The organism is Citrobacter werkmanii (assembly GCF_008693645.1).
GTDB lineage: Bacteria > Pseudomonadota > Gammaproteobacteria > Enterobacterales > Enterobacteriaceae > Citrobacter > Citrobacter werkmanii.
In genome coordinates this window covers 3,896,978-3,913,827 of sequence record NZ_CP044101.1, presented here as the reverse complement: position 1 = coordinate 3,913,827, position 16,850 = coordinate 3,896,978, and the positions used below count along the sequence as shown (strand labels likewise).

General features: G+C 45.3%; 14 protein-coding genes and 2 pseudogenes. 9 read left to right on the top strand and 7 right to left on the bottom strand.

What is annotated here, in order from left to right:
• The first annotated feature begins 153 nt into the window (after positions 1–153).
• Positions 154–750 (top strand): DUF308 domain-containing protein, encoded by a 597-nt coding sequence (locus FOB24_RS19390; protein WP_150345349.1) that lies wholly within the window; start codon positions 154–156, stop codon positions 748–750.
• Positions 750–1,097, top strand: coding sequence for an HdeA/HdeB family chaperone (locus tag FOB24_RS19385; protein WP_038632832.1), 348 nt, complete (start codon positions 750–752; stop codon positions 1,095–1,097). Before FOB24_RS19390 ends, FOB24_RS19385 begins: the two co-directional genes overlap by 1 nt.
• Positions 1,098–1,310: 213 nt before the next feature.
• Here the strand turns inward: FOB24_RS19385 and FOB24_RS19380 are convergent, their stop codons facing one another.
• The 4 genes from FOB24_RS19380 to FOB24_RS19365 all read right to left on the bottom strand — a co-directional run bounded on the left by FOB24_RS19380 (position 1,311) and on the right by FOB24_RS19365 (position 7,162).
• Positions 1,311–4,427, bottom strand: coding sequence for an efflux RND transporter permease subunit (locus FOB24_RS19380; protein ID WP_150345348.1), 3,117 nt, complete (start codon positions 4,425–4,427; stop codon positions 1,311–1,313).
• A gap of 28 nt (positions 4,428–4,455) precedes the next feature.
• The gene (locus FOB24_RS19375) at positions 4,456–5,613 is read right to left on the bottom strand and encodes an efflux RND transporter periplasmic adaptor subunit (protein WP_085048906.1); all 1,158 of its coding nucleotides are present in this window, start codon (positions 5,611–5,613) and stop codon (positions 4,456–4,458) included.
• Positions 5,614–5,890: 277 nt separating this feature from the next.
• Positions 5,891–6,457 carry a Slp family lipoprotein gene (locus FOB24_RS19370; RefSeq protein ID WP_038632823.1) on the bottom strand — a complete coding sequence of 189 codons (567 nt, stop codon included), beginning with the start codon at positions 6,455–6,457 and terminating at the stop codon, positions 5,891–5,893.
• Positions 6,458–6,805: 348 nt separating this feature from the next.
• Positions 6,806–7,162, bottom strand: a complete 357-nt coding sequence (locus FOB24_RS19365) for a hypothetical protein (protein ID WP_038632820.1) — start codon at positions 7,160–7,162, stop codon at positions 6,806–6,808.
• A 440-nt stretch (positions 7,163–7,602) separates the two neighbouring features.
• Between FOB24_RS19365 and FOB24_RS19360 the strand changes: the two genes are divergently transcribed.
• The 3 genes from FOB24_RS19360 to FOB24_RS19350 all read left to right on the top strand — a co-directional run bounded on the left by FOB24_RS19360 (position 7,603) and on the right by FOB24_RS19350 (position 9,600).
• Complete coding sequence (locus FOB24_RS19360) at positions 7,603–7,830, top strand: DUF1272 domain-containing protein (RefSeq protein ID WP_087856195.1); 228 nt, start codon at positions 7,603–7,605, stop codon at positions 7,828–7,830.
• A gap of 245 nt (positions 7,831–8,075) precedes the next feature.
• Positions 8,076–8,939: an arginase family protein gene (locus FOB24_RS19355; RefSeq protein WP_150345347.1), complete on the top strand. Its 864-nt coding sequence runs from the start codon at positions 8,076–8,078 to the stop codon at positions 8,937–8,939.
• A gap of 88 nt (positions 8,940–9,027) precedes the next feature.
• On the top strand, positions 9,028–9,600 hold the full coding sequence (locus FOB24_RS19350) for a TetR/AcrR family transcriptional regulator (protein ID WP_137351676.1): 573 nt from the start codon (positions 9,028–9,030) through the stop codon (positions 9,598–9,600).
• Between the two features lie 129 nt (positions 9,601–9,729).
• On the opposite strand, the gene FOB24_RS19345 is transcribed toward FOB24_RS19350, so the two are convergent.
• A complete protein-coding gene (locus FOB24_RS19345) occupies positions 9,730–10,182 on the bottom strand; it encodes an NUDIX hydrolase (protein WP_150345346.1) in 453 nt (150 codons plus the stop codon).
• A gap of 153 nt (positions 10,183–10,335) precedes the next feature.
• Positions 10,336–10,884 (bottom strand): AAA family ATPase, encoded by a 549-nt coding sequence (locus FOB24_RS19340; RefSeq protein ID WP_038632799.1) that lies wholly within the window; start codon positions 10,882–10,884, stop codon positions 10,336–10,338.
• A gap of 407 nt (positions 10,885–11,291) precedes the next feature.
• Between FOB24_RS19340 and FOB24_RS24490 the strand changes: the two genes are divergently transcribed.
• The 3 genes and pseudogenes from FOB24_RS24490 to FOB24_RS19325 all read left to right on the top strand — a co-directional run bounded on the left by FOB24_RS24490 (position 11,292) and on the right by FOB24_RS19325 (position 15,125).
• Positions 11,292–12,092: a nucleotidyltransferase domain-containing protein gene (locus tag FOB24_RS24490; protein ID WP_150345345.1), complete on the top strand. Its 801-nt coding sequence runs from the start codon at positions 11,292–11,294 to the stop codon at positions 12,090–12,092.
• Between the two features lie 51 nt (positions 12,093–12,143).
• Positions 12,144–12,592 (top strand): annotated as a pseudogene (locus tag FOB24_RS19330) (phage polarity suppression protein); the annotation flags it as partial.
• Between the two features lie 1,099 nt (positions 12,593–13,691).
• Positions 13,692–15,125, top strand: a complete 1,434-nt coding sequence (locus FOB24_RS19325; protein WP_150345344.1) for a P-loop ATPase, Sll1717 family — start codon at positions 13,692–13,694, stop codon at positions 15,123–15,125.
• Between the two features lie 23 nt (positions 15,126–15,148).
• Here FOB24_RS19325 and FOB24_RS19320 read toward each other — a convergent pair.
• Positions 15,149–16,375: pseudogene (locus FOB24_RS19320) on the bottom strand (integrase domain-containing protein).
• A gap of 227 nt (positions 16,376–16,602) precedes the next feature.
• Between FOB24_RS19320 and FOB24_RS24320 the strand changes: the two are divergent.
• Complete coding sequence (locus FOB24_RS24320) at positions 16,603–16,749, top strand: hypothetical protein (protein ID WP_190971844.1); 147 nt, start codon at positions 16,603–16,605, stop codon at positions 16,747–16,749.
• Positions 16,750–16,850 lie beyond the last annotated feature (101 nt).

Here is a 16,850-nt window from a genome sequence, read left to right as displayed (position 1 = left end):
ATGTGTAGGATTAAACGGATAACAACATTCCTTTCTTCTTATATACGCATCCTTATCTGAAGTCTTATTATTTCATTGTAAGTGATATGTATTGTGTGAGTATTAACTCTTTTATTAGTAGGTTACATTACGTTTACATGTAACGGAGGATGTATGTTCATTTTTAATCAGCAAGCCCTGAGAACGTTTAATGAAAAAACACTTTCTCATTATAAAAGACACGCAACAATTATGGCGGTGCTGTTGTTGGTATGTGGCATTTGCTGCTTAATCTATCCTATCGCTGCTGGCGTTTATTTAAGCTATGCGACAGGTTTTATGTTCCTGGTGTGCGGTTTTTATTCTATTTATAGCCTGTTTAGCGCCGGGAAGAAGCAGTTGAAAACCAAATTTACCTATGCGTTTTTTGCTATCGCATGGTTACTGCTGGGGTATTGTTTCCTTGTTAACCCGGTGATTGGCATGAATTCGTTGGCTATGGTTTTTTGCTGCTTGTTTATTCTTGGCGGTATTTTTCGTGTGGCTTCCGGAGTTCAAATGTTCCGCAGTCCGGGCTATGGCTGGAACATTTTTATCGGCATTTTAGATCTGCTTATTGCTGGCGTATGGCTGAATATGGATCCCGACAAGTCTTACGTGTTTACCTCGATTTTTATTGGGGTCGAGATGATCTTCAGTTCTTTGGCTTTTATCAGTCTGCGCAGGAATACGAAGTTGGTAGCAACAGACAAACTTGCCAATCACCATTAATACTGCCTCTGGAGTGTATCGTGAATATTAAAATGATGGTTTCAGCTGTTGTTATTATGACCTCTGTTTTGGCACCGATGAGCTGTGCGTTTGCTACTCAGGCAACCGAAGCTGCGCCACAAGATATGACCTGTAAAGAGTTTGCTGATATGAGTCGGCAATACATGACGGCAATTGCCTTTGTGATCGTTAATAAAAATTCTGACTTTAAAGGCGATGATTATGTTCCGCTGCATGAGGTGGAAACTGTCGCTGTTCCGAAAATGATTAACATGTGTCATCAACACCCGGATACGAAATTAGGCGAACTGACCGTAAATCTGAAGGGGGCCGGTCTGCACTACTGATTAACCGTTTCGATAGCCTGGCTTTAGTTAGAATTGACAACCTCTGTCCCCACACCCACATTTCCCCTCACAATAAAATAACTCGCCCAGCTATCCACGAGGAAACTCGCTGGATAGCTGTGTCTGCTAACTACTGTAGATCTGATAAGCGAAGCGCCATTCCTGGGATCTTATTACCCGATCCCAGGGATAAGCACTTACAAGGGCAGGGAATCAATGTCGGGTTTTAAATCGCGCCAGCATGTTTTCGACAAGAACAAAGAAGACCGGAACAAAGTAGATCGCCAGCACGGTCGCGGCCAGCATTCCACCGATAACGCCCGTACCGACGGCGTTTTGCGCGCCAGAGCCAGCGCCGTCACTTATTGCCAGTGGGATAACCCCCAGAATGAAGGCCAATGACGTCATCAAAATAGGACGTAAACGCATTTGCGCAGCTTCCACCGCGGCTTCAAGCGGCGTTTTTCCTTCTTTTTGCATAATCTCGACAGCAAACTCGACGATCAGAATAGCGTTTTTAGCTGAAAGTCCCATGGTGGTGAGCAGGCCAACCTGAAAGTAAACATCATTGCTCAGGCCACGCAGATCGGTCGCCAGCAAAGCACCGACCACCCCAATTGGTACAACCAGCATTACGGAAAATGGTATTGACCAGCTTTCATACAATGCCGCCAGCGCCAGAAATACGACGATCAGAGAAATGCCGTACAGCATTGGTGCCTGGTGGGTGGACAACGCCTCCTGATACGACAGTCCCGTCCAGGCATAACCGACGCTCGCTGGCAGTTTATTAATCAGTGATGCCATAAATTTCATCGCATCGCCGCTGCTTTTCCCTGCGACCGGTTGGCCGAGAATTTCCATTGCAGGCTGTCCGTTGTAGCGTTCAAGACGGGGAGAGCCGTAGGTCCATTCGGTTGATGAGTAGGCTGAAAGCGGCGTCATCGCGCCGGAGGCGTTACGTACGTACCAGTGGTTGATATTGTCCGGCAACATACGGAACGGCGTATCGGCCTGGACATACACTTTTTTAACGCGCCCCTGGTTAAGGAAATCATTGACGTAGCGGCTACCAAACGCCGTAGAGATGGTCTGGTTGATATCCGACAATGCCACACCCATCGCCTCTGCTTTTGTCGCGTTGACGTGAATGCGAAACATCGGCGTATCTTCCAGTCCATTTGGGCGCACCCCGTTAACTTCATCGGGTGACTGGCTGGCCAAAGCCAGGAGCTGGTTGCGGGCCTGCATCATTTTTTCATGCCCAAGGTTACCGTTATCCAGCAACTCCATATCAAAACCTGAAGCGGTACCCAATTCGGCGACTGCGGGTAAATTGAACGGATAAACGACGGCATTATTAATGGTGCTTAAGGCCATCATTGCCCGTCGAATGATGGCGGTAACCGAGTTTTCTTCGCCAACGCGTTCTGACCACGGTTTCAGGCTGATAAATGCCAGACCGTTATTTTGCCCCTGTCCGCTGAAGCCAAATCCGCCAACGGTAAAAACAGACGCAACATTTTTCTGTTCTTTTGTCAGATAGTAATCCGTTATTTCCCCAAGCACTTTGCTGGTATTTACCATCGTTGAACCGGAAGGTAATTGTGCCGTGGTCATGAAAACGCCCTGATCTTCTTCAGGCAAAAAGGAGGTGGGAGTACGGAGAAACAGCACCATCATGCCAGCGCCAATCACTAAATAGACTACCATATAGCGGCCGGTGCAACGTAATAGCCTACGGGTGCTGTCAGTGTAGTGATGGGTGCATTTCTCCATGAAGTGATTGAAACGGGTAAACAGAAAATGGGTGTTTTCTTTTTCTCCCTCGTGGGATTTCAACAGCATAGCGCAGAGTGCGGGCGTCAGGCTCATCGCCACAAATACCGACAGCAGCATGGAGGAAATTAAGGTAATAGAAAACTGACGGAAAATTTCACCCGTAGCCCCGCTCATAAACGCCATTGGCATAAACACGGCGGATAAAACGACGGCAATACCAACCAGCGCTCTCTGGAGCTGCCCCATCGCTTTATGCGTCGCCGCTTTGGGTGACAAATGCTCTTCGGCAATAATACGTTCTACGTTCTCAACCACCACGATGGCATCATCAACTAGCAGTCCTATTGCCAGCACCATGCCAAACATCGTGAGCGTATTGATCGAAAAACCGGCGACGTCGAGTATCGCAAAGGTTCCGAGAATAACAACCGGAACCGCGATAGTGGGGATAAGCGTCGCGCGAAAACTTTGCAAAAACAGGTACATGACGAGGAATACCAGGATGATTGCCTCGATCAATGTATGAAACACACCCTGAATTGAAATCTCGATAAAGGGGGTAGTGTCATAGGGATAAACGGTTTTCATGCTGGCCGGAAACCAGGCTGATAACCTGTTCAGCTCTTGTTTAACGGCCTGGGATGTTTCAAGGGCATTGGCGCCAGCGGCAAGTTTAATTGCAATCCCGGCGGCGGGTTTTCCGTTGTAACGTGCCACCGTGGCATAATTTTCCGCACCCAGCTCAATACGAGCGACATCCCGCAGCAGAACCTGGGAGCCATCCTGCTGAACCTTAAGGAAGATCTTGCCAAATTCATCGGTAGTTTGCAGGCGTGTCTGAACAATGATCGACGCATTTAACTGCTGGTCGGCTGATTGCGGCATTCCTCCCAGCTGTCCGCCCGATATCTGGTTATTCTGTACTTTGAGCTGGGTAATAACGTCCTGCGGCGTAAGGTTATATTTGTCGAGCTTTTGCGGATCCAGCCAGATACGCATGGCGTATTGCGAACCGAATAACTGTACGCTCCCGACCCCGGGGGTGCGGCTCAGTGGGTCTTTAATATTCGACGCCACATAGTCAGCAATATCATATTGGCTCAGACTGTTATTATCAGAGATAAAACCGGCGACCATTAAGATATTGCTGCTGGATTTATCAACGCTGATCCCTTGCTGCTGGACTTCTTGTGGCAAGGAAGGCATCGCCAGCTGTAGCTTATTCTGTACCTGAACCTGCGCTATATCAGGTGAGGTCCCCGTTTTAAAGGTCAGGATAATCGACGCATTACCGGCCGCATCGCTGGTGGATGACATATACATCAGGCCATCAAGCCCGTTCATATTCTGTTCAATCACCTGAGTCACCGAGTCTTCAACGGTCTTGGCGTCTGCACCGGGGTAGGCTGCGCTAATGGTAATGGTGGGGGGAGCAATTTGCGGATATTGCGCGATGGGCAAGTTCATTATCGCGATACCGCCGGTAAACATCATGATAATAGCGAGCACCCAGGCGAAAACCGGGCGCTCAATAAAAAAGTTAGCCATGAAGAAAGTGTCCTTAATACCTGAAATATTACTGTTCAGTTACCGTGTCAGGTGTGTTTGGTTTTGCAGCGAGGATTCTGGCTTTGATTCCCGGACGGATTCTTTGTAATCCGGACACAATGACCCGATCGCCGGGATGTAATCCTGTCGTCACCAACCATTGATTGCCTACAGCCTTCACCGCGTTTATTTCGCGCAGTTGCACCACGTTTTCTTGATCGAGGGTTAATGCAGTGGCCTTTCCCTGCGCGTTATGCGTAATCCCTTGCTGTGGGACCATTAAAACATTTTGTTGGTTGCCCTCATCCAGCAATGCAGTGACGTACATTCCGGGTAAAATTTCACCCTGCGGATTGGGGAATACGGCGCGCAAGGTCACGGAACCGGTAGTCTCATCGACGGCTGGATCGGAAAACTCAAGCGTGCCGGTATAGCGATAGGGCTTGCCATTTTCCAGCATCAGTTCAACCGGAATTTTGCCCTTCTGCTGGGCAATCTTCCCACTGGCTTTTTCTTCTTTCAGGCGTAAGAAGTCTTGTACTGACTGCGTTAAATCAACATAAATTGGATCCAGTCTTTGCACGGTAACCAGCGCGTTTCCCTGATTCGCGGTGACCAGCGCGCCCACGGTTACGGAGGATTTACCGCTGATACCCTCAATTGGCGAGGTGACATTGGCGTAACGAAGGTTGATGGTAGCCTGCTCAAGATCCGCTTTTGCGACGGCGACATTGGCCTCTGCTTCATTAAGCTGTGAGCGCGTCGTGTCGTAGTCCTGGCGGCTGACGTAATTGGATTTTATTAATGCTGACTGCCGATTTAATGTCAGTCGCACATTATTGGCCGCCGCCTGCGCCTTTGCCAGTGCGCCTCTGGCTACATCCAGCCTGGCCTGCAACGGGGCGGGATCAATTTGATACAGTGACTCTCCTTTGCTGACTTTGTCACCTTCAATAAAATTACGTTTAATGATGATCCCACCAACCTGAGGGCGGATTTCGGCGATCTCAAATGAAACCGCGCGGCCAGGAAGTTCACTTTTAATATTCACCGAGGAAGGCGCTAAGGTCACAACGCCGACCTCGGGTTCCATCGTAGTGGTTTTTACTGCAGGTTTATTATCGCAGGCGGTAATAATGACGCTGCTAAAAAATAGTGGTATCAACAGTAAGCATTTTCTGTTCATAGTAATCCCTGAAGAATTCGTAAGCACAAATGTTTTTTATGGCATGCAGGGTGGGGGAGTTATCGGTAAATAACAGAAGATGGTCAGGCATGAGAAGAGTAACGCCCATTTCCGCGCTAAAAGTTAGCGGTTAAAATTATATGTAACAGAAACAATGAATATTTAGCGAAGGATCGCATGGAGCACGATGACGCAATAAGCTAAACGCGGAGTGATTAGAAAGCGTGTTGGCAAACACTCGGCTCCTGAGTCTATTCGCGTCATCGTACTACAGAGATTATTTCACTAGCTCTGGAGTAACCTCGGTTACGGTATTTGCGGAGTAGGGCATTCCCCACATCGGTCCTGGCCAGAACGCGCCATAACCGTAATCCCACATATTATAGGTCGTATTGACGGACTCAGTTAAATGCCAAACCTGAATACCTTGTAAATCAACTTTAACAAAGTTGTACGGGATTTTGTTGATGAATCCTTGTTCACCCCCTTGAATTGTCCCTAAAATAGTCACGAAGTGGTTTCTGTAGTTTACCGGGTCGAGAAAACCTTTCTGTTGGGCAATAATACGTCCCTGATAGCTGGCGTCTATTTGTGGTTTAGCGTCGTTGTTCAGCGGCAGAACGGCGATTTCCAGTAACGTATCCGTTTTGCTGTTAATTACATTGATGACTTTACCCCCAAATCGGGCCTGCTGGCCTGTATATAACCCCGGTTGGTTATGCACGGAGATAAAGTTTTTTTGTATATCTGGTTGATTATTACCTTTGATATTTTCAGGAATTGAAGCACATGATGCCAGAGTGAAAGCAAGGGCAATAATCAGCAACCCTTTTGTTTTTTTCATTTTACTTTCCTGCTAAAAAAAGACAGGTCTATAGTAAACCTTTACTCATTATTGTCAGCAGGCGCGAGGCTGATTATCTAAAATTAATATAATTGTAGCTTATGGTAATAACAGACAGTATTTTAGCGGGGCGCTGGATGAGTGTATGACAGTCTACAACCGTGATGGTGATGGCGCCACAAGGTTATCACCCGGTGACGATCATGGCATCATGTTGGGTCCGTTTGAACTCTGTCATCATCACATTCTGCGGATTTAAGTCAGGAACGTGTCAGCGCTGTGCAGGACGGATCATGCTAATAGTAAAAAGCCGCTTTCGCGGCTTTTTATTATTGAATGGCTGGAGGATTATTCGCTGATTTTTTTCTCAACGGAGGCTGCACCTTCTTTGGTCTTATTCCAACCTTTCTCTGCACCTTCTTTTGTTGCATTCCAGCCTTTTTCTGTACCTTCTTTGGTATCATTCCAGGCTTTTTGTGAACCTTCACTCACCTTGCTGCTCAGGTCATCTTGCTTACCTTCAGCAGCATGTTTTGCTTTTAATTTTTGCTCTTCGCCCTGATTCTGCGCCTGATGCAGTTTTTCTTTTGCAGTATTCGCGTTTTCGTGCGCGGCGGCTACATCATTATCGGTTGCGTGTGTTGTTGCGGCAATAACAGGAGAAGCCAGCAGAATGGCAGATAATGCGATAATTGTCTTTTTCATAATATCCTCGCTTAGCGTTATAAGTTATTAGCGTAATGAAGCATGGCATACAAACGAAGCGCTGACTTTAGGAAAAAACTGTAAGTGCTGATAACGTTATTTATCCATTTAGTGCAGCTGTGAGCAATTAATACGGTTATTTTTGTTGCGGGTTTTGTTTTTTTGCGCGAAAGGGAAGGTGCAAAAAGCGTAGTGATAATGTTGATATGAAAAGTGTTATCTGTTTGATTTTTATGTGATTGATTGGGGCGTTATAGGCTGGTCGTTCGTTTCCGAAGGTGAGCGTTTCTATCAAATAATTCACTCTCTTGATTTTTCCGGCCTGTAGACCATGCTTATTTAATACGGGCATAAACAATAACGTCGTTTATCGCAAAAGTGATACCGATAGAGGGCTTTTGGTATGTCCAATGATGTGCCTTTAACAATAAGAGAGCACCATGCTTGAACTCCGTCCTAATTGCGAATGCTGTGATAAAGATCTGCCACCTGAATCAAAAGGGGCCTACATCTGTTCATTCGAATGCACATTTTGCGTAGATTGCGTGACCCAACGACTTAATGGCCAGTGCCCGAACTGCGGTGGGGAGCTGGTGCGACGTCCAATACGCCCCGAAGCATCCCTCCTGCGGCACCCAGCATCCACTCAGCGTTACTATAAACAGTAGAGATGTAAACTATGTTCGCTCGTTGCTTGTCACGGCCCATGATTCTGTTGGTCGTCAGCTTAGTGCCAGAAGTGGACTTTGGTTGAAATAAGACTGCAAAGATTCTTTCCCTTTTTTAATTTACTAAACGTGCTGCCCTGCTTGCGAAGGATCAACGACTGATCAAAAATGAATGAACGTTCATTCATTTTGCGGGTAATTACTTCACGCAAATCATTTCGTTTATAAATAGGCACAGGCAAATTATGACCAGTAAAACGCTCAGACTTTTATTCCCTCAATGGCAAGGTGGCAATAATCCAGCCTATCATCTTGGCTCGCTTCTTCTCTCGTATCTTTCCCCCGAATCAGATGGCCCTTTTGAGTCTGTTCCGGTTGATGAGCCCACAACGGAGCTACAGGTCGAAGTGGACGGCATCACAGCCAAACCTCAAATTATCAGTCAGCTTACCGATGCAGGCGCTCTGATTAAGAAATATGATCCTGATTCAATCGTCGTTTTTGGTGGCGATTGCCTGGTATCACTGGCTCCTTTTGCCCATCTGCTCAATAAATACGGTGATAAACTGGGGGTGCTCTGGATTGACTCTCATCCTGATGTGCAGACTTCCAAACAATATCCAAACGCCCATGCCCATGTTCTTGGAGCGCTAATTGGGACAGGTGATAAAGATTTAGTTGCTCATGTATCCACCAGACTCAACCCTTCAAAAATAATGATTGCAGGTATCCACGATCCGCTGCCTTATGAAGCTGAGTATCTGGCTAGTCATCGCATTGAGACAATAGGTCCTGAAAAGGTTAAAAACGACGCGAAAGATGTCGCGGAATGGGTAGAGAGAGAAAATATTGAACATCTGGCAATACACATTGATCTGGACGTTCTCGATCCGTCACTTTTCCGTTCGGTTCTTTTCGCCAGGCCTGGCAGAGGAGAACATGACTTTGGTGATGTCGCCGAAGGTAAACTATCTATTGCAGATGTTCTAAATCTGGTAGATCAGGCAACCTCAAAAGCGGAACCTGTTGGCCTTACACTTGCTGAACATTTACCCTGGGATATGCTGAATCTGAAGAACATGCTCAATGCATTGCCGCTTATGAAGTAAGGTCTGATTCTGGGGGCAGAGTTCAATACTGGCTCCAGGATAAAAAGCGCGCTAAAGTCTGGGCCCTGGATTAAACATAATAGTCAACATGTTAAAGAAAACCGAAACCTACCATAAGCTGATTACCGCTGCCGCTACCTGTTTTGCAGAAAAAGGCTTTAGTGCGACAAGCGTGCGTGAAATTTCTAACCGGGCAGGGATCAGCCAGGGAGCGATGTACACGTATTTCAAAAGCAAGGATGACCTCATCAAGGCAATCGTTCTTGAAGAGCAGAATTCAGCGTTGACCGCTCACAATGCTCCGTCTAACGGTACTTATTTCGAGCGCCTTTGCGCGCAGGTTACATCGTGCATAAGCGATGTAGGTTACCCAGTTACGCATCAACTGTGGGTTGAAATCATGGCGGAGTCTGCGCGGAACCCTGAATTGCAGAAAACGTATATATCCAGTGATACCATCATGCGGCAAAGTATTGCGGGAATTATCGTAGACGGAATTGCAGCGGGAGAGTTTCGTCGGGACATTAGCCTTGAGGAAGTCACGATTATTCTTTTTGCCTTTATTGACGGTTTAATCGCGCGTAAGGCTATAAACGCATCCTTCTCTTTCAGCCGCGACCTGCCTATGTTTTTTGAGTTGATGGCAAAATTATTGAAATAATACTAACAGCGTTAGTTAACGCGCTAGCCAGGGAATCGCAAATATCCGCTCCTCGCTCATAGCGGACCTTCAGCTCAGGTAACTTGTCCACTTCGTGTCAGAAGTGGACATCTAAGCCGTTTCAGAGAGTTAAGTGCAGGGGGAACCTTCGAGTATGTTAATTATCAAATCGAGTGGGAAGATGATTTCATTAGTTTGTCTGAGCTCTTCTAAGCTCCACCAGTAGTGCTCGCGAATGACTTCTTTTTCGTTGTTACTCCAACCTGAGCGGTCAATATCTGATTTATCTGCAGTAATAATAAAGAAACGTTCTTCAGCAAGAACGTTCTCACCCCCTGGCAACATCATAGGAAAGGTTCTGGAGGCGATTTGTGGTCCCGCCGTTTTTGTTGTCAGGCCCGTTTCTTCAAATAATTCACGTAACGCCGCCTGCTCAAAAGACTCGTTGTGCTCAACTCCTCCCCCTGGCGTTGCCCAGTAAGTTTTTCCATCCAGAGCATCATCTTTATGGCAGAACCTAAAGAGCAGAACGTGATTTTCAGGTGAAAGAACTATCAATCGAGAGGATGGACGAGTACGCATTTATTCCCTCTTAAATAAAATTTAAACCCTCATTGCGGATTTTCATACAAACATAAATTGCAGTCTGCAAGCGCGCGCATAGAGAATGTATTTTCATGCCACGATGGCCGATTCAGGCAGGGGGATTCGCCATTACGCGTAGTTGCTGTTTTATCAGCATACTATCCTGGAAAGGATAAAATCCACACGCTCCTCAACGGAAACGCATGGCAATTCAATCAACTGATAGTCATACATACGGTATGTTTGCACCATTGCGTGATAGGTCGCGACGGCGACATCGAAAGATTGCTTGCGCTCGGTATCCTGTACATATATGTCACGCCAGGGTGGTGCTATAAATACGGTTCGGTTATAGCGAAATCTCTCGATGGCGTTTTCCAAATGCTTCGGTATGGTAAGCTCTGAAAGACGTAAATAACCTACAACATCAGGAACACCGCGGTCGAAGAAGCAGGGTCTTGTTTGCCCTTCTGCTTCGTGCCATGAACGCATTTCCCAGGATAGCATGAGCTCTGCGAACGCAGTTTGATTGGCCCATGGCAATGCATCACCGCCGATGTTAACCTGGTCTTGTATAACACCTCGTCCAGCTTCTTTAGAACACCAAAAACCTCTTTTTTTTATGGTATCAATTATCGTGCTTTTGCCTGACCCAGGGCCACCTGTAAGAATGATACGATGTTGAAAAGATGAAGACATTGAACCCTCCTGAACATTTATAGACGCGATGAAGTAGCAATTCTTATGGCGTATTTTCCCGTGTCGGCAGATTACTTGTTGGTGGTTTGACTAACTACATTTTATCCTGGCTTGCATATCCGCTATTCGTTCTGACAGGACGTTCTAAAACTGTGCTAGCAATACGACTGAAAGGTGGGCAGGATTTCACCATTCGATGGAATCTGAGGACGTTGCCAATGCAGACGATCAAACGTTCCCCCAGCTAAACGCTGCACTTCGCTCTCTGGTCTTCCCCACCAATAGTGGGCATGCGGCTAAGTGAGCGTCTTCAAAGGACATGACTGTTCCTGCAAAAAATATCTGGCCTGAATATAAACTACTCGATATTCTGAAATGCTTTGTATTTTTTGTGAACAGGAAAAAGTATGCTGAGTACATTACCCGATTTACACAGAAGTTTTGCAGAGCAACTCAAGCTTAAATTTCAGTCGGATTCGCGAATCCATTCCCTTCTTGCTGGTGGCTCGATTGTTCACGGCGGATTTGATAAATACTCCGATCTCGATTTTGTCGTTGTCGTAGATCCCCTCTACTACAACGAAATCATGGCGCAGCGTAGGGCGCTCGCCGGAACATTAGGCCATCTGCTGCATGCTTTCACCGGGGAACATGTCGGAGAGCCTCGTCTGCTTATATGCCTGTATGGCCCTGAACTCCTTCATGTTGATCTGAAATTCGTCACCCTGGATATGCTCACTCAACGCGTTGAGGAGCCAGCGGTGTTATTTACCCGTGATAACACTGCTCTGGAGCGACAACTGGCAACGTTTAGCGCTCACTGGCCAAACATGACGCCGGAGTGGTTTGAGTCCCGCGCCTGGATCTGGCTTCATTATGCGGTGGTTAAACTGGGAAGGGGCGAACTTTTTGAAGCGATGGGTATGTTGGCATTCTTCCGCGAGCAGGTGCTGGGACCTATGCTGTACCGTCGTGCAAATTTACCGCAACGTGGGGTTCGCCGCATTGAATTCCTCAGCATTGATCCTGATGGCCTGCTGACTTCTACGCTGTCCACGCACGATTGTGACTCCGTCAGCATGGCCATCAAAATGGCCGCTGATGCTTATATCAATCTGCGAGCTGATGCTTTGCCTGACAATATTGCAGACGATGCGGCACGTTGGGCGGTTCTTGCCATGCTGAAAGAGTACTCTGACAGAGGTTAAATTTATACTCCGGTCGTTTACATGGCCGGAGTGTAAAGCATCACGGAAGATGCAGCTAATACACAAATCCCGCGCAGAATGCAGGATTTGCGCGACAATATCGACGTTAAAAAATGGGAGATTAATCAGGCCGCCGGTCGCTATATCCGCTCACATGAGGAGGTGCAGCACATCAGCATCCGCAACCGTCTCCATGACTTTATGCAGCAGCACGACGCGGAGCTGGCCGCCACGCTCGCACCTGAGCTGATGGGGTCTAACGAACAGCTTCCCGCAGTAAAACAGAGCGCCATGCAGCATTCGGTTGATTATCTGCGTGAAGCCCTGTCGGTGTGGCTGGCCGCAGGTGAAAAAATTAATTATTCCGTGCAGGACAGCGACATTTTAACGGCCATCGGATTCAGGCCTGATGCGGCTTCGCGGGATGATAATCGCCAGAAATTCACCCGGCACAGAACCTGATTTACACCCGCCGACGTGCGGAACTGGCCGCACGGTAGCACGCAAAAAAATCCGCAAAATTCCGCTATTTTTTCCGAAAAAAAGCCATGCATCCATAAGGTGCATGGTTTTGCATGCAAATCCCCGTATTTTATTTCCCCCACCACGCCAGTACCGGCGCGGCCTGTGCCGGTTCATGCACCTGCATGAAAACTGCCCTATAAAGCGGGCAGGCGTGGCGGGGAGAGCATTGCGCGCTGGGATAATAATTTATTATTTCAATTTACTGCGCATCAGTATTCCGCTGTCATCATTAATCCAAACAAATGGGAATGAGTACGGGGATTAATGTGCGGTGTACGTATAGCGCTTCTGAGTGCGTCAGGGAAGTCGCTGGAATTCATCTTTCTGGTACCAAAAATTTATCGATGCTACTTAACTTAGTGGCATGTCCCTGATGTTCAATTACTTTGTACTAAAACAGACTTTTACAATCATTAAGCTACTGCTGCCGCGTAGTCTCTGCTGCCGCGCTTAAACAGCGGCACAGCTTTGTATCACACCAGCCATACGCATCATGTAAACAACACGAGATGTTCTCCGCATAGCTGGCTCCCTTTGCGTGTAAATTTTCATGTATAAGAATGACAAATTTGTGGCGTTCGGTACTGGGCCTGACGCGAGTGTTTCTCTTAATACACTCGCATGAAAACATAACCATAATGCGGGGAGGGATTGAAGAGGAGGCATTGTCGAAATTGTTATTATTTATTGCTTTAGACGACTTTTTTGGTGATGAAAACTTGGAGGGCTAGGGTTGAAGGTGCATTAGCCTGCCCCTTTTTATTGCATTGTGTGAAGATATTGAAAAGATTATGTTGCAGGTGTTGAAGGATGGTTTTCTTACGGCTTCCATGAGAATTGTAAGTTATATCATTTCTGTTTATATACGATCTAAAGATCAGGTAGTTGCAACGCTATCACTCATGTCTAAAATGGGTGAATGAATGTGAAAATCTGTAGGTGTACGTATTTTGTTCAGTGGTGCAAAATCGCTGTTAGCGGCTTGGTTGATGATCATGTGAGATATCCTAGAGGTAACTCGGTCATCATACATGGTTTTTTAGCCAGTGTTTTTTCATTATATGGAGATTTGGTATGTTTAATAAAATAAATTTTGGTAGCACTGCTGGAGAGCAAGAAAGAGCATATTTTCCAGAGCTCATTAAAGATGGTTTTTATAATTACAATGATGCGGTAGAAAAGATAATAAGAGGAGATAAATTTCTTATCCAGGGGTACAAGGGGAGTGGAAAGTCAACTATATCAGAAAAAATAAATCTTCAATCTGAGCTTGAAGATATTGACAGTGTTAATGCAGTTAATATATACCTGAAAGATTATCCATTTGCGAAATTTTCGCAAATTTATCCTGGTGATGAAAGTGATGAAACTAAATTTCCAAGAGTCTGGTCTTATTTATTACTGTCTTTATTAGTGAATTTAATGGATAGTAAAAAAGGTAATGAGGTTTGGAGTGAAAATATAGTCGATTTTTCCCAGTCAGTTTCAAAATTGCGTGATATAGGGTTGCTCGGTTCTGGTGATATTGATAATATTACGCTTAGTGCGTCTAAGAAAAGTTTTAAGATTTCATTACCAAAAATACTTGAATTTAATTATTCTGCAGGGGCTAATAGTGAAGCTACAATTCTATTTCATAATGTAGTTGATGTTCTTAAGGATATGGTTCATAAAAAAGTATCTAGCAAAACAAATATTGTTTTGATTGATGGTTTGGATGATGTCTATTTAAATAAAGAGATGCACCTAAAAATACTGTCGGCATTAATATTTGAAGCCAATAATCTTAACAGAGAATTTAAAATTAAAGGGGTTAAGGCTAAGATTTGTATATTGATACGTGTCGATTTATACGAGAGATTACCTAGTGGGAATAAAAATAAGGCGGCAAATGATTCATCTATAGTCCTTAATTGGTATAACGATGTAAAAGATGCCTCGCAAACTCATTTGGTTAAAGCTGCTAATTTAAGAGCGAGAATTGCAACTGCAAACAGATATGAGCTTAAGGATTTCTTTCATGCGGAAATTAATAATCGCGAAACTCTTTCATTTTTGTTAAGTCATACAAGACATACGCCGAGGGACTTTTTTCAATTGCTGAAATATATTCAGGAGTATCATGATGACACTCAAGTGAAAGTAAGTGAAGACGCTATATATAAAGGTCTTAGAGCTTATTCTAATGATTATTTTCTTCCTGAAATAAAAGATGAAACCAGCGGTTATATTGGTGATGTAGATGTGGTGAGTTTTTTACGAGCAATATCAGTAATTAAGCAAAGAGAGTTCAAATTTAGCACATTGCTACAACATTATGATACTAATGGTAATGATATTGATAAGCTTAAGCAGTTACTTGAAGTGTTATTTAAATGTAGTGCTATAGGTCATAAGTTCGGTGAGGATAAATATGAATATGTTTACTGGAATAAATATGCATATTTTGATATCGATAAAACAATCTGTCTTCATCGTGGTATGTGGAAAGCTCTAAATCTTGTGTGATTTTTTTTTGTATACTTTTAAAGTTAAAATGCTACCATTTTAAAATGGTAGCATTTTAAATGGTTATACATTTTTAGCGTGAAATTACCCCACCATATCATTAGAACAATACGTTGACCTAAATAAGTGGAACGATTGTAAGCTCGGCGAACTTCATTTTTATCTATATGAGCTAATGCCGCTTCGATTACATCCATATTAAAGCCTTGTTCGATTAGGGCTGTGCTAGCAATAGATCTTAAGCCATGAGCAACTAGCCTCCCACCATACCCAATCCGTTTTAAAGCAGCATTTGCTGTCTGGCTATTCATTGGTTGATTTGGGTCATTCCGACTCGGAAAAACATGTTCACGATGGGCACTGATAGGCTTCATCACATCAAGAATCTCTAATGCCTGAAGAGATAGAGGAACTATATGCTCCCACTTAGCCTTCATCCGTTCGGCTGGAATAGTCCAAAGCTTTGCATCGAGATCGATTTCTGTCCAACGAGCACCGGAGGCCTCAGAAGGGCGCACAAGCGTCAGGAGTTGCCATTCAATTAAACAGCGAGTCGGAACAGATAGATTCGACATGACCAGAGAACGCATCAGCTTTGGCTATTCCTCTGGCCGAAGCGTCGGCATGTTTTGTTTTTGGGCTTCTCAAAGGCCATTCCGATACCTGATGCTGCATTGGCATCAATCAAACCTGTGTTTACGGCATAAATCATTATCTCGTTAATACGCTGCACTAGTCGACGTACAGTCTCAAGCGCCCCACGAGCTTTGATTGGCTCAAGTGCTTCAACCAATGTCCGGGCTTTGATTTTCTGAACGGGGATCTCACCAATAGTAGGGAATACATCTTTTTCCAATGAGCGCCAAATGTCTTTTGCGTAATTAGGGGTAACGCTTTTACTTTTGAGCTGGAACCAGTTAGCGGCGACCGTTGAGAAAATACTGTCCAGGGCGATTTGCTGCTGTTCCTCTGCAACTTAGACCTGAATTTGTGGGTCAATTCTGTTGGCTAACAAGGCAATCCGCTCTTAACCCTCGGGTGTCAGCAAGTGAAAGGGCTGGGAAAGCACCAAGCCCCATCATTGTCCGCTGTTTTGTCGCTGGACGTTGATAACGGAAACGCCAGAGCTTTTTCCCGCTGGTTTTCACTATCAGGAAAAGCCCATCGCCATCATGTAGCGTCAGATCCTTCTCTAACGCTTTAGCGCGCAGAACTTCGATGTTGGTAAGGAGGCGTGTTGTCCGTGCCACTGTGACCGCTCCTTCATGAGTTGGTATACGCTTTTAGGTATACATCCTACCGTTTACCTAAACGTGTACCAATTTTCTCTGGATTTAGCCGGATGCCCTCGGGCAACAACAGATACAAAAAAGCCCGCAGGGCTTGCGCCGTGCGGGCTCTCAGGACTTCATCGGATGACTCTGGTAATCACCGATGGAGAATTTTGGTGCTGGCGTCCTTGTAATTGGTGATGGAGGTGGTTGAGTTTGTTGGAGATTTTGATTTTTTGCGGGGAAGGGAAGGCGCAAAAAGAGTGGCGATGATGTTGATATGGAAGGGGTTTTTGTATCTTGTTGATTTTTATGATTATCTTTATGGTGCTGAAATTTATTGTATTGATTGATGCTTGGAATAGATGCAAAACGAACAGTCGCAAAGTGTACGATAGGCACGAACAACAAACTATCTAAAAAAGAAGCATGAAGCTTGTTGTATTCTATCTTA

Coding starts and splice junctions, on each gene's coding strand:
- FOB24_RS19350 (WP_137351676.1), top strand. CDS start 9,028: ATGTTAAAGAAAACCGAAACCTACCATAAGCTGATTACCGCTGCCGCT.
- FOB24_RS19380 (WP_150345348.1), bottom strand. CDS start 4,427: ATGGCTAACTTTTTTATTGAGCGCCCGGTTTTCGCCTGGGTGCTCGCT.
- FOB24_RS19390 (WP_150345349.1), top strand. CDS start 154: ATGTTCATTTTTAATCAGCAAGCCCTGAGAACGTTTAATGAAAAAACA.
- FOB24_RS19355 (WP_150345347.1), top strand. CDS start 8,076: ATGACCAGTAAAACGCTCAGACTTTTATTCCCTCAATGGCAAGGTGGC.
- FOB24_RS19360 (WP_087856195.1), top strand. CDS start 7,603: ATGCTTGAACTCCGTCCTAATTGCGAATGCTGTGATAAAGATCTGCCA.
- FOB24_RS24490 (WP_150345345.1), top strand. CDS start 11,292: ATGCTGAGTACATTACCCGATTTACACAGAAGTTTTGCAGAGCAACTC.
- FOB24_RS19370 (WP_038632823.1), bottom strand. CDS start 6,457: ATGAAAAAAACAAAAGGGTTGCTGATTATTGCCCTTGCTTTCACTCTG.
- FOB24_RS19345 (WP_150345346.1), bottom strand. CDS start 10,182: ATGCGTACTCGTCCATCCTCTCGATTGATAGTTCTTTCACCTGAAAAT.
- FOB24_RS19365 (WP_038632820.1), bottom strand. CDS start 7,162: ATGAAAAAGACAATTATCGCATTATCTGCCATTCTGCTGGCTTCTCCT.
- FOB24_RS19325 (WP_150345344.1), top strand. CDS start 13,692: ATGTTTAATAAAATAAATTTTGGTAGCACTGCTGGAGAGCAAGAAAGA.
- FOB24_RS19375 (WP_085048906.1), bottom strand. CDS start 5,613: ATGAACAGAAAATGCTTACTGTTGATACCACTATTTTTTAGCAGCGTC.
- FOB24_RS19340 (WP_038632799.1), bottom strand. CDS start 10,884: ATGTCTTCATCTTTTCAACATCGTATCATTCTTACAGGTGGCCCTGGG.